This is a genomic window from Aulosira sp. FACHB-615 (genome assembly GCF_014698045.1).
In the GTDB taxonomy this organism is placed as follows: domain Bacteria; phylum Cyanobacteriota; class Cyanobacteriia; order Cyanobacteriales; family Nostocaceae; genus Nostoc_B.
Map to the genome: position 1 here is coordinate 64,579 of NZ_JACJSE010000020.1, position 22,100 is coordinate 86,678.

General features: G+C 41.1%; 18 protein-coding genes. 4 read left to right on the top strand and 14 right to left on the bottom strand.

Annotated features, from left to right (window positions below; all coding sequences use genetic code 11):
* Positions 1–67 precede the first annotated feature (67 nt).
* Positions 68–574, top strand: coding sequence for a fatty acid hydroxylase (locus tag H6G77_RS24760; protein ID WP_190676307.1), 507 nt, complete (start codon positions 68–70; stop codon positions 572–574).
* Between the two features lie 161 nt (positions 575–735).
* On the opposite strand, the gene H6G77_RS24765 is transcribed toward H6G77_RS24760, so the two are convergent.
* Positions 736–3,855: an MFS transporter gene (locus H6G77_RS24765; RefSeq protein ID WP_190872996.1), complete on the bottom strand. Its 3,120-nt coding sequence runs from the start codon at positions 3,853–3,855 to the stop codon at positions 736–738.
* 517 nt (positions 3,856–4,372) lie between these two features.
* On the opposite strand from H6G77_RS24765, the gene H6G77_RS24770 reads away from it, so the two are divergent.
* Both H6G77_RS24770 and H6G77_RS24775 read left to right on the top strand, forming a co-directional pair.
* Complete coding sequence (locus tag H6G77_RS24770; RefSeq protein ID WP_190591381.1) at positions 4,373–4,576, top strand: high light inducible protein; 204 nt, start codon at positions 4,373–4,375, stop codon at positions 4,574–4,576.
* Positions 4,577–4,862: 286 nt separating this feature from the next.
* Positions 4,863–5,066 carry a high light inducible protein gene (locus H6G77_RS24775; RefSeq protein WP_190591382.1) on the top strand — a complete coding sequence of 68 codons (204 nt, stop codon included), beginning with the start codon at positions 4,863–4,865 and terminating at the stop codon, positions 5,064–5,066.
* Between the two features lie 90 nt (positions 5,067–5,156).
* On the opposite strand, the gene H6G77_RS24780 is transcribed toward H6G77_RS24775, so the two are convergent.
* The 7 genes from H6G77_RS24780 to H6G77_RS24810 all read right to left on the bottom strand — a co-directional run bounded on the left by H6G77_RS24780 (position 5,157) and on the right by H6G77_RS24810 (position 12,542).
* Positions 5,157–6,278 (bottom strand): sensor histidine kinase KdpD, encoded by a 1,122-nt coding sequence (locus H6G77_RS24780; protein WP_190872997.1) that lies wholly within the window; start codon positions 6,276–6,278, stop codon positions 5,157–5,159.
* Between the two features lie 307 nt (positions 6,279–6,585).
* Positions 6,586–7,017 carry a hypothetical protein gene (locus H6G77_RS24785; RefSeq protein WP_190872998.1) on the bottom strand — a complete coding sequence of 144 codons (432 nt, stop codon included), beginning with the start codon at positions 7,015–7,017 and terminating at the stop codon, positions 6,586–6,588.
* Positions 7,018–7,515: a Rab family GTPase gene (locus H6G77_RS24790; RefSeq protein ID WP_190591385.1), complete on the bottom strand. Its 498-nt coding sequence runs from the start codon at positions 7,513–7,515 to the stop codon at positions 7,018–7,020.
* Positions 7,516–7,518: 3 nt separating this feature from the next.
* A complete protein-coding gene (locus H6G77_RS24795; protein WP_190872999.1) occupies positions 7,519–9,306 on the bottom strand; it encodes an OmpA family protein in 1,788 nt (595 codons plus the stop codon).
* Between the two features lie 42 nt (positions 9,307–9,348).
* Positions 9,349–9,957 carry a hypothetical protein gene (locus H6G77_RS24800; RefSeq protein ID WP_190873000.1) on the bottom strand — a complete coding sequence of 203 codons (609 nt, stop codon included), beginning with the start codon at positions 9,955–9,957 and terminating at the stop codon, positions 9,349–9,351.
* A 155-nt stretch (positions 9,958–10,112) separates the two neighbouring features.
* Positions 10,113–11,450: an ArsB/NhaD family transporter gene (locus tag H6G77_RS24805; RefSeq protein WP_190591388.1), complete on the bottom strand. Its 1,338-nt coding sequence runs from the start codon at positions 11,448–11,450 to the stop codon at positions 10,113–10,115.
* A 489-nt stretch (positions 11,451–11,939) separates the two neighbouring features.
* Positions 11,940–12,542, bottom strand: coding sequence for a DUF3318 domain-containing protein (locus H6G77_RS24810; protein ID WP_190873001.1), 603 nt, complete (start codon positions 12,540–12,542; stop codon positions 11,940–11,942).
* Between the two features lie 206 nt (positions 12,543–12,748).
* Between H6G77_RS24810 and H6G77_RS24815 the strand changes: the two genes are divergently transcribed.
* Positions 12,749–13,009 carry a hypothetical protein gene (locus H6G77_RS24815; protein WP_190591390.1) on the top strand — a complete coding sequence of 87 codons (261 nt, stop codon included), beginning with the start codon at positions 12,749–12,751 and terminating at the stop codon, positions 13,007–13,009.
* Between the two features lie 125 nt (positions 13,010–13,134).
* Here H6G77_RS24815 and H6G77_RS24820 read toward each other — a convergent pair whose 3' ends face one another.
* The 6 genes from H6G77_RS24820 to H6G77_RS24845 all read right to left on the bottom strand — a co-directional run bounded on the left by H6G77_RS24820 (position 13,135) and on the right by H6G77_RS24845 (position 22,069).
* Positions 13,135–14,766 (bottom strand): iron uptake porin, encoded by a 1,632-nt coding sequence (locus tag H6G77_RS24820; RefSeq protein ID WP_190873002.1) that lies wholly within the window; start codon positions 14,764–14,766, stop codon positions 13,135–13,137.
* Between the two features lie 116 nt (positions 14,767–14,882).
* Entirely contained in the window at positions 14,883–16,520 is a 1,638-nt protein-coding gene (locus H6G77_RS24825; protein ID WP_190873003.1) for an iron uptake porin, read from the bottom strand.
* A 132-nt stretch (positions 16,521–16,652) separates the two neighbouring features.
* Positions 16,653–17,273: a Crp/Fnr family transcriptional regulator gene (locus tag H6G77_RS24830; protein ID WP_190591393.1), complete on the bottom strand. Its 621-nt coding sequence runs from the start codon at positions 17,271–17,273 to the stop codon at positions 16,653–16,655.
* Positions 17,274–17,406: 133 nt separating this feature from the next.
* Entirely contained in the window at positions 17,407–19,659 is a 2,253-nt protein-coding gene (locus H6G77_RS24835) for a PhoX family phosphatase (protein WP_190873004.1), read from the bottom strand.
* A 390-nt stretch (positions 19,660–20,049) separates the two neighbouring features.
* Positions 20,050–20,715: a phosphate signaling complex protein PhoU gene (gene phoU, locus H6G77_RS24840; protein ID WP_190873005.1), complete on the bottom strand. Its 666-nt coding sequence runs from the start codon at positions 20,713–20,715 to the stop codon at positions 20,050–20,052.
* 28 nt (positions 20,716–20,743) lie between these two features.
* Positions 20,744–22,069: a PAS domain-containing sensor histidine kinase gene (locus H6G77_RS24845; RefSeq protein ID WP_190676287.1), complete on the bottom strand. Its 1,326-nt coding sequence runs from the start codon at positions 22,067–22,069 to the stop codon at positions 20,744–20,746.
* Between the last annotated feature and the right edge of the window lie 31 nt (positions 22,070–22,100).

Sequence of the window (22,100 nt, forward strand, 5' to 3'; positions counted from 1 at the left end):
CGCTGCATCAACTGTCTTTTTGGGATTTTTTTGTGTGGATTTGTTTAATTGAACGTGAGGAGTACAAATGCTTGAGGCTATCGTTGTTGCTTGGCTGTTATTATTTTTTGGTGATTTTTTATCTACATTCGTGTATCACATACCTGAGCATGTTTTTGGTAGCCTCCACTTAAGAACACATCATTCTTGGAAGAAGGACTTTCGCCACTATGCCATATTAACGGCAAATCTTCAGGTACTTTTAGATGGAATTTTGGGAGCTTTGCCTTATATAATTATGGCATTTATTTTCTGGTCTTTCTCTCCCATTGGTGTGATTTTAGGATTGCTATTAGGTCAGTTTCATGTATGGTGGAGACACGTTAGTGTTTTGGGTTGGCAAACTCCAAAGGTCATCAATATTTTGTGTCAATTTCTATTCATTACAACTCCCGAAAGACACTGGCTGCATCATAATAAAACGAACCTGGGTTTTGGTGATATTTTCACTTTCTTTGAGCAACCTGCACAAGTTTGGCTGCGGTGGTTGCGTCTTTTGAGAGTACGTCTGCGTTATATCAATTTTGGATTTTAGATTTTGGATTTTGGATTGGTAGTGATCTATTTGTCGTAATCATCTTTACGCATGGGCATAACCTTTGTGTATAAGTCCTAAATCTGACTGCTGAATTTTCTTGAGATATGAAAAGCCTCCCACATTGGGAGGCTAAAATTTTAGCGGAGACAGTTTTTAAGCTAGACAAACACAACAGCGATCGCACCACCAAAGGCGGCGAAAATTGCAGAAACGACGGCTGTAGCAAATAACCACCAAGCGGCTGTGGCTGCGGCTTTGCGGGTTTCTTCGGCTTGCTTTTGGGCTTGACGTTTGACTTCTTCTAAACGGCGTTGTGCTTCTTGTTGGATGCGTTCTGCGCGTTGTAAGACTGTGTTCCGAGCGCGTTCTACTTGGTCAATAATGCGGTTAGCATCTTCCTCAGAGATATCTTCGCGGGAACTCATGATGGCGACTAGGGTATCACGGTTGAAGGCAGATAGGCGATCGCGCAAGGCATCAAATCCAGCTTGGGGATCGTCAAATAACTGGCGGATATCCCGTTTAACGCCATCATAATTAAGTTCTGGGCGATCTAAAGAATTGAGATAGTTACGGATACGGTCAAAAATATTATCTACAACATCTTGTATCCGGCGTTGAATACTCCGTATTTGTTCGACAAATTGATCCCGGACGGAAATCATATTGTCGGCAATTCTGGCGGCTTCTTCATCACTCATATCTTCCCGAATTTTCAGTAAAGCGATGATAGTAGAACGGTCAAAATGCGCCAAGCGATCGCTCAAACTTTCTACCCCGACCCGTGGATCATGCAACAATAATTGCAAGTCACGTTTAATACCTTCAGGGTTGAGTTCTTCTTTGCCTGTTTGCCGCAAATATTCTTCCAGATAAGCTTTGAATGTATCCATTCTTTGCTGGGTACGAGTAGCAAAACGGCGGGGCGCACGCGCAATATTGCGGATTGATGTTTGCATCGAGTCAATTATTTGGTTGACTTGTTCTTCACTCAAGTCTCGTCGTTGACTCAATAATTTCACTAAGGTATCTCGGTCTAATTGCGATAAACGTCGCCGCAGGGCGATCGCACCTTCTTTAGGATTGGCAAACAAGCGATCTAAATCTCGTTGAATCCCTTCGGGGTTGAGTTCTGCTTTGCCAGTGTTCCGCAGATAATCTGTAATTGTCGTCATGACAGAATCATATTGTTCTTTGGCTTTGTCAGCGACGGCTTGCGGTGCGTGGCGAATACTGTGCCAAGAATCTTCCACAGTATGAATAATGTTATGAACTTGGTCTTCGCTCAAATCTTGGCGCTGACTCAATAACTGTACCAAAGTATCGCGGTCAAAACGAGACAACCGAGTGCGAATGGCAATCATCCCGGCTTGGGGGTCTTCTAATAATCGCTTCAGGTCGGCGCGAATTGCATCAGGGTTTAATTCTGCTTTGCCTGTGTTCCGCAGATATGATTCTACATTCAACCACAGGGTTTCTGCTTGATATTTTGCCTGTTCTGCTATACCTTGGGCTGCAATTAAAACGCGATCGCGTTGCTTTTCCAATTCATCTAAAATTGGTTCAACTTCATATACTTGCACATCGTTGCGTTCCAGCAGAATTTGTCGCATTTCTGCCCGGTCAATTACTGCCAAACGGCGTGAAAGTGTTTCATAATCTGCATCAGAGTCTGACAACAAAGACTGAAAATCCCGTTCAATACCTTCCGCCGTCAAATCTGATTTTGGTGTGACTAACAGATAACTTTCAACTCGCCGTTGTAAATCTTGGGCAATTTCTCGTTCTTCTTCGGCTGTAACGGTGACTAATACTGATTGACGCACAACTTCTAGATGGTCGGCGATGCGTTGAATTTCAACTTGGGTGAGTAGACCTCTATCTTGCAGAATCTTGACGAAATCATTACGAGACAGGCGGTCTAATTCTCTTTTAATAATGCCAGGGTCGGCGGCTGGGTCATAAATAACATCGCGGAATTCTTGGGCGATTCTTTCTTGGCTGAGTTGCCAAGCATAAGTGTTATGCAGATAATTTTCGATGTCAACGCGAATTGGGCTGTAAGGTTGGGAAGGTACGGGAAGACCTAGTTTATCAGCTTGTTCTGTGGCTTTATCTTTGGCTGTGGTTAGGGACTGTAAAATCTTTTCCACATCAATATCTGATAAATCAGTGCGTCCCAAAACAATACCAGTCAAAGCCGTTAAACCTTGCTGGACTGTCTGCTGAATCAGTCCCGGTGCGGCTTTTTGGTCGGCTGGTTTAGCTGAACGGCTTTCAGTAATTAACTGTTCTAGTTTGGCGTTGAGTTCGTCGGTTCTGGTTTGTCCTGGGGGTAAAGATTTGAGATAGTCAACTAATTCCCCTAAACGATCTGGAACAGGTGGCTGTTGCCCTACTACCTGTTGCCAAACATTGTAAAGTGTATCTGCAATGCGGTTAACGTCGCGTTTAGAAAGGTCGGTGCGACTGCTGACTAAATCAATAAATTTTTCGCGGTCGATCTGGCGTAAATCGGGGCTACCGGCGATCGCTTTTAATTGTGGATCATTGAGTAATTTTTCAAATTCGCCCCGGATTTGGGAGATATCCAACTCAGGCGGACGCAGTTTTTCTAGGTAATCTTCAACATTTTCTCGAATACTAATCGGGTCAATTGCACTACCTAATTCTCGACGTACAGCAGCTGCGGCGGCTTCGGCGGTGGCTACCACTTGCTGATTTACGGCTTTCGCACCCAAGGCGGCGGTAGCAGTTCCCATAATCGCCTGAAAACCAGAGGTAGCAGTATTCACCACTGAACCAATTAAGGAACCCACAGTAGTAGAACTGACCCACACTAGTAATAAGAAGTATGCACCCCAAATCACTAACCCCAAAATCGCCCCTAATCTGGGGTCAAAAATCACTAAGCTTAATTTTACGGCTAGGAAACTGGCAATTAATAAGGCGATGGTAACAGTGACTAATGTCCAAATCCCTACAGCCGTCCCAATTTTGCGAATTGTGCCGCCAAAACTGCCTGCTTCCCCATGATGAGAATCCGCATCTGAGGAATGTCCCAAGTAGGAAATACCAGCAGCAACGGAGAGATTAGTTAGCACTAATTGAAAAGCAAAAGCTAAAATCACCCCGGAAATTAAGGCGACAAAAAAGCGCGGCCCGGAGGTCAGCACCGATGCTTGCGCTGGCGTGACGTTGGAGGGATCTACAGAAATTTGTGCTACCCATAACAATGGTTTGTAGAGTCCCAACATAATGCCTGTACTTTGAATCATTGTATTTCCTTATTTTTTAATGTTTAACTTTGGAGAGATATCAGAATCATCTGAGCAGCAATTATGCAATTAATATCTGTTAACAATCGCTATACCTAACTCTTGTAAATCTCAGAATCGGGCAATTTAGGCGATTCCAGCATCCATCTGAAGTTTGAATAATATATCTAGCGTCGGGTAGAAGTTTGATGAATCGAAAGATTTAATTTTGGGGAGATTGCTGAAATTATCACAGGAAAATGCCTATGATTATAAATATTGTGGCGATTAATTTCCATTAATTAATATTGTCTAAATCCTCTGATTTCATCTTAAAATATCCAAGATTTAGCTAATAGTAATTTACATTTATTTATAAATATGCTTTTTAGCACCTCTAAAGAAAGAGATGTTAACAGTTTTTGGCTGTTTGTATCTTCCAGAAGAGGTGGCTAGAGTTTGTACCTCTAGACGGAAAGCAGGCTGGTGGTAAATAGCTAACGTGAAGTTAAGTAACAAATCAATTTGGACTCAACAAATGGAACCTCGCTCCTCGACGAATTTACCACCAGTCGCTACAGAGTATAACGGCATAGACCGCAATGCGTTTATTTTTGGCTGGACTCCCCAAGCTGAACTCTGGAATGGTCGCTTGGCTGCGATTGGTTTTGTGGCTTATTTACTTTGGGATTTAGCAGGTTATAGCGTTCTGCGCGATGTCTTACATCTAATAGGTCGCTAAATAGGACTTACTTACGCATCAAAACGAAAAATCAAGGGTTGTGGCGAGGGTGTAGGGGTGGGAGGATGGTAAAGAAATCTTTCCCCCCTCTCTTCCCACACTTCCCACACTCCCCACACTCCCCTCTCTTCCTACACTCCCCACACCCCCTAACCATGCGTGAGAAATTCGGGATAGGGGTGTAGTGATTCAAAATCCTTACACCCAATCTCCACAGATAATCTTTGTGCGTAAGTCCTGACTAAAGAAAAATTTGCCAATACTAACTTAATTTTGGAGAACAATCATGGAAACTCGTCCCTCTACAGATTTACCAGGAGTTGCTAATGCTTATAATGGACGCGATCGCAATGAATTTTTGTTTGGTTGGACTCCCCAAGCCGAACTCTGGAATGGCCGTTTAGCAGCAATTGGTTTTGTGGCTTATTTACTCTGGGACTTAGCCGGCTATAGCGTAGTTCGTGATGTCCTGCATTTGATTGGTTACTAATATATGGGAATAGGGAGTAGGGAGTAAGGGTGTATGTATCTAAAACCCTTACTCCCAATCTCCTTAGTCCTGGTAATGAGTAATTACTCATTACTCATTTCCTAATGGTCTGGGAAGGCGGAACCAAAAACGGGAACCGCCTTCGGGACGAGGTAAATAACCAATATTTCCACCCCAACGTTCAATCGTCATTCGACAAAAATAAAGACCGATTCCTCCTCTACCTGCGCGATTTTGACCTTGGGAAAACTTTTGAAATAAATTATTGCTCATTTCTGGTGATACACCTTCACCTTCATCATCAATAGTGAAGAGTACATATCCTACTTCTGCTTGCAAATTAATAGTTACTGTTGAGTCTTCTGGACTGTGGCGATAAGCATTTTCCACCAGATTTGTAATAACTCTGTCTAGGCGTGATTGTTCGCCTACAACTTTCCAATCGGCTGTGCTGTCAACATTAGCTGCAAGCTGTAACTGTTGGTTAGTCAGTGCAAAGGTAGCTTTAAATAGTTCGATAGTTTCTTCTACAGCCCTAAGAATATCAGGCGCAGTGTCAATATCTACGATAAAACTTTCTAGCGATCGCACCTCATCCGAAAAAGCATCTAAAATATTTCTAATTAACATTTCTTGCTTAATCGATTGCTTACGAGCGATTTCTAAATTTTCCTTACCTTTATCTGTTAAATTTTCAAACTCTAGCAAGGCTAAACAGCAATTAATGGCGTTGAGTTGCCCTGCTATATCATGAATAATACAATTAATTAAGACTTCTTTTCTTTGATTGTCTTTTAATAATTGTTGATAATTTAATTGTTGTTCTCGACCTGCTTGAATTAGGTGCTGTTTATATTTAAATTTATCTTCTGCTAATTCAATTAATAAAATTTTACTTTCATTTACACACAAAGCATAAGCTTCTAACTGCTCTTCATAGCCATTTAAATTTTTTTGACTCCAAAGACCAGAATTAAGCTTACCAATCTTATTTTCGCTCCAAAAATCTTCGGCATCAAACAAAAAATTTTCTAAAAATGCAAATTCCTCTTGCGGAATTAACATATCCATGCCAAATCTTAATTGCTGGCTACAAAAACGCTGTAACCAGCTAGGTGGTTGAGCCGTAATTCTAAATAAGCCAATATCAATTCTTTCTAAGACTAAAATATTTAAGCCTAAGAATAAGTCAGATAATATAGTTGTAGTCATATCATAAAAATATCTAGCAATCCAACTTGATAACTGAACATCATTGCGTAGGCAGGTAATAGGAAAAAGAGATTATAAATATACCTTGTTTTTTCCCAAATCAAATATGAGTTTTATAGATAATATAGTTTTTATTCTTAGGGAACGTTCAGCAAGCTCAGTGCATCGCTGGGTGATTAATATTGGTGGAAAATTTCGTGCTTCATGGGTGAAATCAAAATAAAACTTTTTTCTTCATTTAAACTCCATCCTTTATGGGTGGAGCATTCTGAATTCTGAATTCTGTCTTCTGACTCCTGTTTATTAATTATTCTGAATTTTGACTGCTGATTCCTAAATCCTTCCTTATTAATCTATCAGATTGTTCTTGTGCTAGGCTGGAGTAGTTGGCTTCTTGCTGCATAGCTGAGAGATGCTTTTCATCTAACATACTATTCAATAGTAATACCCAATCACCTTCCTCGGATGGAAAAATATGAACATCCGCACAGATACTCGCTGCGATTTTGATGAAGGGGAGAAATAACGGAGAGTCATCTATAGGTAGTAAACCTTCGAGAAAAAAAATTTGTTCACATACCGATATTCCTTGACTGAGATTTGTAATGCCATACTCAGCGAGTTTTCCCCCCCAGGCTTCCAGTCCACCGTCCTTGTTGACTAAGAGATAAGCAAGCGATCGCTCTTCGATAATAAAATTGAGAATATATAAAACTACAGCCTTGGGGATGTCTGCCATTTATCGATTGATGATTTGATGAGCAAGTGTTTGAAAGACTTCTTCCACACCCTGTCCTGTTTTAGCACTGGTTTTAATTACATTCCAGCCTTTGCTGAGAATACTATCTAACTCCTGGGGTTCAATTTCCCATTCCTCTGTCATATCCCATTTGTTAAAGACTAAAATAAACGGTACTTGACCAATACTTTCTTCTACTTTAGTTTGCAACTCAAAAGCTTTATCGAGAGTGCTACGCCTTGTACCATCTACAACTAAAATATAACCAGATGAACCTCTTAGGTAAGACATTCTAACTTTCTGAAACTCGTCTTCACCGTAAAGATCCCAAAGAATTAAATTAACATTGTTGCCTTGCAGACTGAGAGTTTTTTTATCAATTTTGACACCGACAGTTGTATAATACCTATCAGAAAAAATACTGTAGATAAACCTGGAAACTAAACTGGTTTTACCAGTAGCAAATGCACCTACCATACAGATTTTTTTTTGCAGCATGATTTATTTACTTTTGTCAGTGATGAATACTTGAAAAGACACTCTCCGATTCAGTTTTCTGGCATCTAAATTTAATTCTGGTTGATAAGGTAGTGTAGAACCTAAAGCAGCAAGTTTAAATTTATTGGTATGAATTTTCGGCAGATTTAAAGCCGTAAAAATTTTATTCGCCCGTATTTGACTGAGGAGGAAATTTTGTCCTTCTGTACCAGTAGTATCAGTGTGACCACGAATTAAAACTTGTACGTCCTGATTTAAGGATTGAGCTATTTTGAAAAGGGTAGAAAAATTTGTCCGTAACTTGGGGATTTTTTGATTTTCTCCAGGAATGAACTCATCTTTGCCTTCGACAAATAAAAATGTCGTGGATTCAATTTGATTTTTAGCAGCTTCTAATTCTTTGAGCTCATTTGCTAATAGGTTTTTAGTTTGAAATTGTGTGATTCCAGGAATAAAACGCCAGAGTTTCTGAGCTTCTGTAATCCATTTTTGTGGTGCGTAGCCACTAGCTACAAGAATGCCAGAATCATTCACTTGTAGTTTTGTAGTGGTTGGTGGTTGCAGTAATTCTGTGGCTCTTTTAGTGATAATTTCTGGTTCTAATGATATGTAAGATTGCCATTTAGCTATAACTTTATCTGGCTGCAAATTGGTTGATTGAATCAGGGTGTTGGGATCTACAGCCACAGGATCACGCATTCCTGAAATAAAGTGTTTCCCGTTGTAATATCGAGTGTTCAGCACCACAATTCCCGGTTGGGAGTTTAGTTTATGGAGATAAGTTTGCCAACGGAGATTTTCTCTCACAGCAAAAAAGCCCCAACTTCCAGCTGCGATCGCCATTAAACCAAAGAAAGTCCAAGCATAGATATAATTTTGCCGAGCCGGAGTTTTATACTGTGCTGTTAAGCAGCTTTCTAAATAAGGTTCACTAGCTTGAAATGGTTCGGTTTCGCCTGTAAAACTCTGGAGTTCTGTTCCGAGTTTAAGGTGTAATTTTTCAATTGCTGCTTGAAAAACTGTGCGTAATTCTTGCGGTGGTTTACCGCGAATTATCCCCGCGATAATTGCTTGTGGCCCTGCTTCTACCCAAATTGTGAGTTCGCCAAAGCGCAGACTTCTTAATGTATCTTCTTGCTGTACTTTAAAGGAATCTTTGACAAAATCTTGAATTGCTGTCAACATCGCCGCGACTAAATCGGGATCTTGAACGGCTACTTGTTGTAACCTGACATGATGCAGCAATAAACTAGTGTGTCTGTGAATCAAAAATATTTGCTCAACGCGGTAAATTAAAGTCCGCAGCAAGACAACTTCTGCAAAAGATTTTCCGGTGCGTCTGGCTTCTAACCTCCACTGAAAACTTTGTACCGACAGGCTATTTTCTAAGGCTTGGTTCAGCGATTGCATCATTTCGTCTAAGACGTTAGCGATCGCTTTACGAGAAGCTGGGCCAATAATGGGAAAAAATGCTTCAGACAGCACATTTTCATCTTGGCTGACAGAGGCTTGAATTGCTTGTTCCACAGTCGCAACCATCGCTTCTACTAGCTGCTGATCTTGCTTGGTACGCAAAACCACAGCTTCGGGAAGCAAACGACTGATATCTTCTGGTTGAATTTGCGGATTATTTAATCTTTCGTAGAGTTTATTGAGTTGAGAAGGTTCAATCCCCAGGAGTAAACTGCGAAGTAAAGTGAGGTCATCTTGATTGAGAGAATCTAAGTCAGCAGATTCTCCATTCATACTTTTTGCTTCTGTAGGTACTCGATTCGGGAGATAATTATTCATTACCCAAATCCCTTAATCTAAACAAGTAATTTAAATTTCATCTCAAAATTTATGATCTGTATTCAGCCGTACTGCTAGTTCTGTAAACAAAGCAGCCAACTTAGAACGGTCTGTTTTCTCTCTTTGGATTTCTTGCATTTCGCGTTTCAGCACCGCTAAAATTTCTTCATATTTTTGCTGAAGATCATCCTGTAAATTTTTCGATTGATTGAGGATATGTTCACGCAATTCTCGTTGACGGTTGGTAGTTTGTTCGTCAACTTGAGAAATTTTATGTTCTAAAGATAAGTTACTATTTTTCTGTTCTTCCGAGAGCGATCGCATCCCACTATCACGCTCTAATTGCTCTTTCTTCAGTTGTTCTGTTAACGAATCAACCTCTTGTCTAATATAACTTTCTAAAACATCTAAACGTTTGCGGGTTTCCTCTCGCAAGCTCACAAGTTCTGAAAATAAATTTTCTTCTAAGCGAGTCAGTCTTTTGTCAACATCACGTATCTGGTTGCCAAACAGAAGGTCTCGGACTTTATCTAAACTGTTAGTTTCACCAATTCCATTAGTAGTAAATTGTAGTTTGTTATTGACTTGATTCACCCCCCCTTGTACTGGTTCAAGCGCACTGTAATTGGTATATTCTTCAGGCGGGTTCATAACTTTGATCCTTTTTGAAGCTGATTTAGATTTTGCTCTTATACTTATAATGCAACATTTATAGCCACGACAAAACCATACACGTAAGTATATTTAAATACGTGCTGTTAAAATCATCCCTCTCCAGAAGGAATTTGTATTAGTTGTGATTATGTCTAGATCAGAAATCGCACTAACACATATAATCCCGAAGTTGCTAGTTGCAAAAACATCACAGGAATACCGTAGTGCAGAAAGGTTTTAAATGATATCCGGCGACCATGTTGTTCGGAAATACCAGCCGCAACTATGTTAGAAGATGCGCCTACAAGTGTACCGTTACCTCCCAAGGTTGCACCAAACATCATGGCGTAAAACAACGGTAAAACTTCAGCCGGAAATTGCCCTTGAAAGTCTTGTGCTAACACCTCTGTTGGCGCTAACCCTACACTGACAATATATTGTTTGAGTAAGGGTACCATTGCCACCACTAAAGGAATATTCGGCACAACACTAGATAATATCCCAACAAATAATAATAAAACTAAAGAACCGAGAATGATATTTTTTCCTAAAATAAGTGCCAAAAAACCTGATAAACCACTAATTACACCTGTTTTTTCTAAGCCGCCAATTAATACAAAAATACTCATAAAAAATATTAATGTACTCCAATCAACATCACGTAAAATATTGTTAACATTATCAATGCGGCTGTGATGAGATAGTAACAATGCCAAAGCTGCACCTAATAAAGCCACAGCAGCAGGTGAAATCGGAACTGGTAAAGATTCACCAATCACAAAAAATATTAAGACAAAGGCGATAATCACCGCCCCCACAGTTAATACTCGTGGATGATTAATTTGGGGATGTGGTAATTCTTCCAGATTATCCAGCTTAGTCTGCCAAATTTTCCGAAATAAAAATGGTAGGGTGGCTGTAACTGTAACAACAGCAATTACTCCTCCTAAACTTAATTTCCAGAGATAATCGATAAAACTAATATTAATTGCATCTCCCACAATAAACGTCGCTGGATCACCGACTAAAGTTAATAAACCAGCACTATTAGCTATAAACACCATTAATATCAACAATGGTACAAAATTTATACCTATTTCTTCTGCCATTGGCGGAATTAATGGCGCTAATAACATTACGGTTGTGGCATTGGGTAAAACTGCACAAATCGGCGTAACAATCCCGACAATACTTAATAACAAACGTTTGCCATCACCTTTGGCTAAAATCACAATTTGAGTAGCTAAATAATCAAATATTTTAGTTGGTTCAAATGCTCTGACAAGCACCATCACACCAAAAAATAACCCTAATGTTCCATGACTATTACCGATATAACCCACAGCTTCTTTTAATGTCATGACGTTGGTGAAAACTAATAGCAATGCTCCCAATAAAGCAGCGATAGTCAGATGCACCCATTCCGTCATAATTAGGAGAATTACACCCAAAAAGGTGAAAACGCTCAGGATAGCTTGCCAATGTTCCACTTTATGCCTCTTGATATCTAGCTAGTTAGTTAGTTGCATATTACTGAAAAAGCCACCTAAGAGCTGATGCTTAAACAAAAGCTTAAGATGCCATTCGCCTGATCATCAGACGAATCAATGAGCCATGAATCATAGCTTTTTTACCCCTATCAAAACCTTATACCTCCTGCACTGGCTTCTTTTTTCCTCGCTACAGTAGAGTATTCATCTCATACCATTTTGGATTTTAGATTTTGCGAAAAGTTGCGTGGGCGGGTTCCCCGACTTGAGCAAACTTTTCAAGACAGATTTTGGATTGGGTAAGGGTTGATCGGTAAGCTTTTGAGTCATCCATCTGTCGCAATCATTTTTTAATTTGGTATCACCCTCAATTTTGTCGCAGTTGGTAAATTTGCAGCCAAAATGCCAAAATCATTTCTGAATTATGACAGTCAGTGATGCCAGCAAAAAATTAGTCAGAGAAAGAGCTAAATTTCTTGGTTAATTTTTTCAACTGTAAGTTTCGGGTATACCCACAGGTGATAAACCTGCGATCGCTCGCAAATTTTGGCAACGAATTAACTCGGTAAAATCTAACCCAGGACGTTTTTCTATTTTTGCCATTGCTTCAATTGCAGAGAGTAAATATTGAGCCGCTTCTGTTTCCGAATAACCCCGGCGTTGGGCTATTTTAATGGCTGCTTTATCTGCATTTAACTCTGACTCTGATGATTGATTGCTGCGCCAGATGCGGAAAGCTGCGATCGCACTTAATCCCACAGCCACAGCTACACCCACAGCATCAGACTGTGACGATTCAATTAATCCCGCCAACAACCCCAGCAGCACAACCCCTTGATAAATATCCGGTTTAAACCATCTCACCCCACTCAACCAACTCACCTTCTGCAACAGCAATAAATCCCGTTGTGCCTTTGTTAAACGTCCCCACAAATCAAAATTAATATATATCGGTCTATACTGTTGCCAAGGCAGAGGAAAAGTAGCATCAATTACCTGTGCCTGCTCCGGTTTGCTGACGATTTTAATTGTCATTCTCCCCGAAGCTGGCATGACATCTAACAACCGACGAATTTCAGCATTTTGTTCCATCTTTGTATTTTTTGCGACTGTTGTGGTTAGTTTTGATGAAAAATTGAGATGTTCAGATCCCCGACTTCTTTGAGAAGTCGGGGATCTTGACCTTTAGACAAATTAAGAGTTGTAAAAAAACAGACGAATTTAGCAAAATACCAGATAAACAGATATATATTAATTCGGGCTGATATGCTGCCTACTGAGATTAAATTTTAAATTACATGGACGCTTTTGCTCCCATCCCACCTGAATGGACATCCAAGGCAGTTCACGCCTATGAATTTTGCTGTCCAACTTGCCGTTCTAGTAGTTTAGAAGCATTACAGGTTTGGATCAACCGGCGATCGCCTGTATTCTCAGAAGAACATCGCCGCAAATGGCAAGAATTTTATCAATGTCATTGTGGTTGTGCATGGTGGGCTTGGAGTAGCGACAGGCCGCCATCAGATTTAGTCAAACCAGAAGATAACTTGAATTTGTGAAAATTATAATTACTCAGATCCCCGACTTCTCAAAGAAGTCGGGGATCTTGTTCTTCACAAATGCTCCTAATAAATAAAACCCCACCGTTAGGTAGGGTTTTATTCATCTCATCCAAAACTGAAATCTAGAAAGAGAAGGTGGTACGCAGTGTACCTACGTAGATAGTATCGTTGTTGTCGTTATGTTCTGGGTTGAAGATTACCAACAAGCCAGGAGTAACTAAGATGTTATCGCTGACTTTGATTTTATAAAGACCTTCTAAGTGATAAGAAGTGTCTCTGTCGGTATTTGCTCTAGTACCAAAGTTCAGGTCAGTAACTTTGGGTGGTTGACCAAAAATGATCCCCAAGGTGTTGCCTTCTCTACCCAGGTCTTTAACTGATAAGTTAGCAGCCCAGTACCAAATATCTGCATTACCAGAGGCTGTACCCTGTACAGCTTCTGCATCTGTGTAGCCTACCCAACCACCAATGCCAATTTTATCGGTGGGGCGGAAGTTAGCCATGAAACTGTAGTTATTAGCTGTGGTACCAATATTACCGAAAGGTCTGTTGGAAAGAGAACTACCTTGGCTACCAAACAGGTTGACATCAATATCAGCACCATCATTTTGATAAGTGCGAGAGTAAGCAAAACCAACGTTTATCTGTTTGCTTGGTTTAAAGTCTATTTGACCAAAGTAGGCATTAGATCCGTTGAACAGACCATTACCTTGGCTGGGGTCACTAGCGTTAGGTGCAAGATACGCACCTGTGATGCTGATGGGGCCTTTGGGGTTGACTGTCACAGTCAAACCAGCACCACCAGGAGATGATGCACGATAAATTGGGCTGAAACGTCCGTAGCGGGATAAAGCACCTGTACCGCTACTTCTAAAGTCTGGGTTGAACACGTTGATGTTGTTCCACAGTTCTGCACCAAACGCATCAACTTTAACCCGCACTGCATCACTTCCCAGGTTGAATTCATAGTTGAGTTTATCAATTTCAACCTCGTTTCCGTTGTCACCATCATGACCTAAGCGAGTCATGTTGGTTCCTGTAACAGCAGTACCAAATGGCGTGAGATTTCGAGCTTGCAAACGAGTTTGCAATCTATCTGAGCCTGTGAAACTGGTGTACAAGTTCAACCGCACCCGGTTAGCAAAAATAACATTGCTATCTAAGTCAGCATTATCGGTTCTACTTGTGGTGGTATCAGCACGGTCATCCCCAAAAGGCGCAGCTACAGTAAAAATAGCTTCCCCAACTAACTTGGTAGTAGTAGAAAATTGATTAGCTTCTAACTCAGAAGTGCGGGCTTCTAGTGCATCTACCCGACCGCGCAGAGTTGCCAATTCCGCAGAAAATTCTTCTTGTAGACGTTGTAATGTCGCTAAATCTTCTTTAGTGACTAAATCTGCTGTGGCTGTAGCAATTAATTCGTTAACTCTGTCTAAACAAGCATTCAAACCAGCCGCAAACTCATAACGAGTTAAAGCTCGGTTGCCCCGATATGTACCGTTGGGATAACCTGCGATACAACCATAACGTTCTACTAAAGACTGTAACGCTTGGAATGCCCAATCTGTTGGTTGCACATCCGAAAACTGCGATACGGATGTTACTTGACCCATACTGTCGTTTTGTTGGGTCAACTGTGCAACAGTTGTGATTTGTTCGTTAGCTTCTCCAGCTAAGGCGCTGTTAGCTGCTAGTAAAGACGCAGCTAAAACTGCTGGACTAACTTTTAGTACATTCCAGAAAGAATTTTTCATGATTTTGTTTGCTTTCACTCACACCATACCGTCAAAGTTTCTGGGTATTTTCCTTATTATTTTTTAAGGGAAAATACTCAGAAACTCTGTTTTGATTATATCACGTAAGTGTGAATTTAGAAAGCGAAAGTTGTACGAAGTGTACCGACGTAGATCGTATCGTTTCTGTCGTTATTTTCTGGGTTGAAAATTACCAACAAACCAGGAGTCACTTGAATATTGTTGCTAACTTTGATTTTGTAGAGACCTTCCAAATGATAAGCAGTATCTCCATCTCTACGGTTAGCAACAGGAGTATCTGTAACTGTTGGCTGCTGACCAAATACTAAACCCAGTACGTTACCTTCTCTACCAAAATCTTTGAGTGCTAAAGTTCCAGCCCAGTAGATGATTTCTGCATCTCTACCTCTATTGGGGCCACTTTCCGCTACAGCATTAGAGTAACCAGCCCAAGCACCAAGAGTCAACTTATCACTGGGTCTAAAACTTGCTTGGATACCGTAGTGATTACCACTGGTCGCAACAGTAGTACCAAAGGGAGCGATAGCAAATGCACTACCAGTATTACCAATGAAGTTGATAGCGTTACTTGCTGTACCAGCTGGTGAAGTTCTACCACCGTCGTAAGTATGGGCGTAGGCGAAACCAATATTAAAAGCTTGACTGGGTTTAAATTCTAGTTGTCCAAAAGCTGCATAGTCACCGTTGAACAAGCCAAAGCCTGCATCGGGGGTACTGGCTTTAGATGCTAAATAAGCTCCACTTAAGGTAATAGGGCCTTTAGGGTTAACAGTAACCGTTAAGCCAGCGCCGCCAGAACCTACACGATAAATCGGGCTGAAACGTCCGTAACGTGAAATTGCACCTGTTCCACTGCTTCTAAAGTCTGGGTTGAAGACGTTGACGTTTTCCCACAACTCAGCAGTGTTAGCATCAACCTTCACCCGAATAGAATCGCTCAAATTGAAAGCGTAGTTAATTTTATCAACTTGAACTTGGTTGTCAGTCGGGTCAGCAAATGACAGACGGGTTTGACTGGTACCGGTGACAGCTCTGTTATTGGCGATATTACCAGCTTGTAACCGGACTTGCAGTTGATCTGTACCAGTGAAGCTGCTCAGTAAGTTTAAACGTACCCGATAATCAAAAGTAGTGTTGGAGGTTAAATCTGTTGTGGGTGTACTGGGGTTAGATACCGCTTGGTTCCCACCAAAGGCTTGAGATACGTCAAAAATAGCTTCACCAACTAACTTGGTGGTAGTAGAAAATTGATTGGCTTCTAACTCAGAAGTGCGGGCTTCTAGTGCATCTACCCGACCGCGCAGAGTTGCCAATTCCGCAGAAAATTCTTCTTGTAAACGTTGTAATGTGGCTAAGTCTTCTTTGGTGACTAAATCTGCTGTGGCTGTGGCGATTAATTCATTAACTCTATCTAAACAAGCATTCAAACCAGCCGCAAACTCATAGCGAGTTAAAGCTCGATTGCCCCGATATGTACCGTTGGGATAACCTGCGATACAACCATAACGTTCTACTAAAGACTGTAACGCTTGGAATGCCCAATCTGTTGGTTGCACATCCGAAAACTGCGATACGGATGTTACCTGCCCCATGCTATCTGACTGTTCAGACAACTGAGCCACGGTTGTGATTTGTTCGTTAGCTTCAGCAGCTAAGGCACTGTTAGCTGCTGATAAAGAAGCAGCCAAAATTGCTGGACTAACTTTTAGTACATTCCAAAAAAGTCTGTTCATTATCTTTACTCTCACTCACACCCACTAGTGCAATGTATGGATGTATTTGGGCTACAATCGCTGCTTGTTTTATGGGTATTCACTAAATAATTACAGGCATCAATATATCAGACAGGATGCAACCAACACAAGTTAATAAGCATTGTTTTTAGCTATAGTTTGGGTAGTAAATTTATTTGGTAAACGCAAAATAATCCGCCGCTTGTATCTTAACAAGACACCTTCTTCTTCAAATTGTTGTAATAATCGGGTAATTGTCACTCTAGTGGTGTTTAAAACTTCGGCAATTTCTTGATGAGTGATGTTGATGTCGATAACTCGATCTTGTTCGACATCCCGTCCAAATTTATCACTCAGCCAAACCAAAAATTTCCATAACCGCAGGGAAATGGGTTTGAGATGGACAATGCTTAAAAGCTCTTCTGATTGTTGAATATGGGAAAACAAACCTGCCATATCTTGATGCCAGAGATAAGCAGGTACAATACTTACCTCAACACTGGTAAGGCACTCAATTTGGTAGGGTTTCACTTTCGATAAGGGAGAACCAATCAAATCTCCTGGCCCCCAGTAACCTAACGTGATGAAGGTTCCATCTTCAGCCCAAGTAAGGGTGCGGACTGCACCACGTTCGATGCGCCAGATGACCTCGTTTCTTAAGGGAATAATTTCTTTTCTGGCAAAAATTTTTAGTGATAGTTGCTCACTAATAGATGCGGTCGGAAATGTTGGTGTCAGACTAGTAGATGTCATTATAAATTTTATGGGATCTGGTGAAAGTTTTGATTTGTTCTCAAGGCGATCGCAGCAAAATTATTGAGTCCAACTCTTAACAGCTATTTGCTTGATAAAACCAGAAGATTTTAGCTAAATAATAAATGGCTGATTATGTAGCTAATTGAATATTTTGATAGGTTTTGTTAGTAGATATTGCCGTTTTTGTGATAGCGATAACCGCCGGTTTTGGGGGTGCATTTGGTGTTTTATCAGGCCAATTAGAACCAACGGGAACTTTGCGAGTTTGCAAAAATTCTTCACCTGTGGTATGGGTCACTACAAATTGCCTGGTTTCGATTGCTTGGTTTTTTCTTGTGCCATTTGTTTCACCTGGATGTTGTATAGATAAGAACATAGTTGTTTGATCATTTGTGAAACAAGGGCCTGTCGTTTCACATTCCATTGGCCCCATTGCAAATAAAAAGGCTTTGCCTGCATCTGCGCCACTGGTGGGGATAAACCACATAGAGTTATTGCCAAACAAGCCAGACAAACTCACCGATTTTCCGGGTTCAGCATTGCGGTTATTCACGGCGTTATTGAGTTTGGTGGTGGAAATATCTGTCACCATCCAGACATTACCTTGTCGGTCGAGTAATAAATTATCGGGATTGGCAAAACCCATCCCGCCTGCGGCTGGTTCTCCACCTGTGGCTAACATTTGCCAACGAAAACTCATGGCGGCGGGGTCGTTGTTATCTTCAGTTAAACGCATCACCCAGCCGTATTCATAGCCTGGTTCACCTTTGGGACTTTTAAATACTCGCACATCTGAACCACCTTGTTTGTCTGGCGCACCAGATGTAAAAGTGATGTATAAATCACCGTTGGGGGCAATTTCTGTATCTTCTGGACGGGCTGTGCAGGTAGCGCCAGCAGCATTAGCGGCGTAATGTGCATCAATTAAAATTGCGCCTTGTTTTTCTTCAGTGTTGCCTGTGTAAAGGTCTGCGAGTTTTTGATACTTTTGTTTGTACTGGGCGATCGCTTCATCTTTGCTGACTGCAAAATAACCCGCCTTCAGGTCTGTTGTTTCAGCTTTGGTTCCCAGGGGCAACAAAATGATATTACCAGCAATTTGACTCGGCACATCTGGATTCACCGGAGTCTCGGCTTTTAGGGGTATCCAGCTACCAGTACCATCAGCGTTGAATTTGGCGGCGTACAGCATTCCCTGTTGTAATAGCCGTGAATTGCCTTTGTCTTGGGGATTTTTTACCTGATCACGGCTGACAAATTTATATATATGTCCACCACGGCGATCGCATCCTGAATAAAACGCGAGTGGTTTACCTGCTTCTACCCGCACACCGACGGCTTCATGGCGATAACGTCCTAACCAAGTGTGTTTTGTCCCGTAATCTTGGGGGTTGGCAGGGTCAATTTCCACAATCCAACCATATTTATTCCCGGCTAAACCAAATACATTTCCTTGTCCGAATAATTCTTCATCACCCAAAGCAAAGGGCAATGTCCCAGGGTCAAAAGCTGTACCATCAGCATAAACTGGTTCTGGCACTTGGGCTTGGAAATTTTCTTCGGCACTCAAAACTGTACCCCAAGGTGTTGTTCCCCCTGCACAGTTGGCGAAAGTCCCAATAATGCGATCGCCCAGTTTATCGATGTATCCTTGTCCTGTTTGCTTGCGAAATATTGCCACGGCGGGGCCTGTGGCTTTTAAATAACGATTATCTTTTAAGCCCGAAATTCCACTAATGCGTCTATCTGCTGGGGAATTGGTTCTTTCCCACTTGCCATTGGCTGTTTTTTGCAGGGAAATTACACCTAAACCTTGGTCTAATAAAGCTGCTTGACAAATTTCGGCAATTTGAGCTTTTACTGGATTATTATCTGGCAAAGTATATGCGTTAATGGCACTTTTCCCGGAATTTGTGCTGTCTAAAGCCGCTTTCACCTCAGCAAATGGTAATGATTGACCAATGACTTGCTGATAGGTTTCCATCCAAGGAATTGCACTGATATACTCAAAGTTCACTGCCAGATAGCCAGCATTTTCAGTGGTGGAGATAAACGATAAATAATCGTTGTTGTAACCAAAGCGCGAATCCCCGACTTGATCACCCCAAGCCGCAATGACTTGATATCCAAACCCTTCTGGCAGTACCAAGTCATCTACAATTTCATAACTACTATATTGAACTTGTTGCTGTTCTCGATTGAAGCCTGCTGTTTCTAAGGGAATCGGCCCTTTAATTGGTTTAAATGAAAATGCCGATTCTCCTACAAATGATGTGTTTCTTTGCGTCGTTGTCTTTTGACCGCAACCTGTGAGATTAGCCAGCGCCAATGCACTCGCGCTACCTCCCATCAATAGCAATAAATCCCGACGCTTGATACTCATTTATATCAGTAAAGCGATAGTTCCTGTGATTTCCGATACTCTAATCAGCTAAGGTTAAGAATAGGTAAAAATTCAGTGAAATCTAACTCAGTTAAGCAAGTTTTAACTTTTTGGTATTTCAAAATACCAGTCAGTTCAGATCCCCGACTTCTTAAAGAAGTCGGGGATCTCTTGATTCCTCAGCTAAAAAAATCGAGAATTGGAACTTTATATATCCCAATTCTCGATTTTTTTATGTTGTATTTAGTCACAAAATATTTGCTAAATCATCAATTCCATAATGTGGAAAAATCTCAAAAACCCATATTTGATTTGGGGAAAAATCAATACAGCTACTCCCCATTCCCTACTCCCTGTCTACACAAATAAATTCGGCAATCAAACCTATTATTAACCTCGTTGACCAGTGACAATATATGCTACTCTCTGACCAATATTAGTAGCGTGATCTGCCATCCGTTCCAAACAACGAATTGCTAGTGCTAACAAAATAATTGGCTCCACCACTCCAGGAATATCCCGTTGTTGAGCTAAAGTTTGATAAAGGCGATCATACGCATTATCTACCGCATCATCTAAGTGCTTAATTCCTCGTCCACCAGCTTCATCTAAATCAGCCAAAGCTACCAAGCTAGTTGCTAACATTGCTTGGGCATGGTGTGACATGATTTCAATTTCTGGTAAAGATGTATGAGGTGGATAAGGGAAAAGTTTAACTGCTATTTTGCCTAAATCTTTAGCATAATCTCCTATCCGTTCTAAATCTCGGACTAATTGCATAAAAGCACTCAAACAGCGCAAATCTTGGGCTGTTGGTGCTTGAGTCATGATGGCTGTACAGTCTGATTCTATTTGTCTATAAAAACGGTCAATTTTTTTATCTAATTGGGGGAGTTCTTCAGCAGCCGTAAGGTTACGAGCAAATAACGCTTGGTGGCTGAGGCGAAATGATTGTTCTACCAAAGCTCCCATACGTAAAACATCTCGTTCTAAGCGCCTGATGGCACGCGCCAACTGAGAACTGTCAGGGTTGGGATTATAAACGACAGCTTCCACACTTGTATTCTCAAAAGTGAAGATACTATTAACTATAGTCTTGGCTTTGAGAGTTCGCCACAACTTCGGGAAGTATCACCTGCATCCAAGCACCACCTGTTTGGGGGTGATTCATGGCTTTAATGGAACCACCGTGAGCTAAGAGAATTTGCCGGACGATCGCTAAACCCAAACCATTGCCGACAATAGAACCAATGGAATTATCTTGTAAGGGGGAATGTGTTCTAGCTTTATCTCCCCGATAAAATCGCTCAAAAATATGTGGTAAATCGGCTTCGGAAAAACCTGCCCCAGCATCAATTAAATTTATTTCTAACAAGGGAGATATCGAATTATTTTGATGATTGTCTTCAGAAAATTTAATCTTTGCTTCTACTTGAATGTTGGTGCTAGGAGAACTGTATTTAATACTATTGTCAAGCAAATTTAAAAAAACTTGATAAATTCTGGCTTGATCAGCTTTTACCCAAATATCTTCCGGCCCAGAATAGTGCAGCGACAGGTGTTGTCTTTGTGCTAAGGGTTCTAAGGTTTCCCAAACCGATGTAATCAGCGATCGCAATTCCACTGGTTCTAAATGCAATTGCATGGTTGGGTTAGCTTCGATTTGCGTTAGTTCTAACCAGCCTTGGACTAAGCTAATTAATCGGTCAACTTCTTGCATCAAGCGGTCAACCCAACGGTTTAAGGGTGGTTCTAGGCGATGTTGTAAGGTTTCTGCAACCAGGCGAATGGAAGTTAAGGGTGTTCTGAGTTCATGGGCTAAATCAGAAAATGAGCGATCGCGTTCTTGATTTACGTCTAAAAGTGGTTGACGATTTTCTAAAAATACGCCTACTTGACCATTGGGTAAGGGTAAGCCAGAGGCGCGTAAGGTCATAGACTTGATTGTAGGTAGTTCGGCTGGATTGTCGGATGAGGGATGAAATAACCATTCTTTGGTTTGGGGTTTTTGGCGATCGCGTGTTTGTTCCACCAACCGATCTAATTCATAGGAACGCACCAATTCTAACAGCAAGCGCACCTGTCCCGGTTGCCATCGTTGCAGAGATAAAATTTCTCGCGCTTGTTCGTTGCACCACAGCAATTGATTTTCTTCATCTACTTGCAAGTATCCTATGGGTGCAAAATCCAATAGGTCTTGATAAGTTTGTAGGGATTGCTGTAAATCTTGGCGCTGCTGTTGTAATGTCTTGATTTCCTGACGCAAACGAGGTAATAGCGGTAGAGCTACATCTGTAGAACTAGAGTAGGGTTGAAGAACTCTCCCCAAGTAACGGTTTAATTGAATCTGTTGCCAAATCCAAAACCCTATACCTACCGCCAAACCTAGAATTAATCCCAATAAGAACATTGTGAGTCCCAGTTGCTAGTTGCGTCGTAAT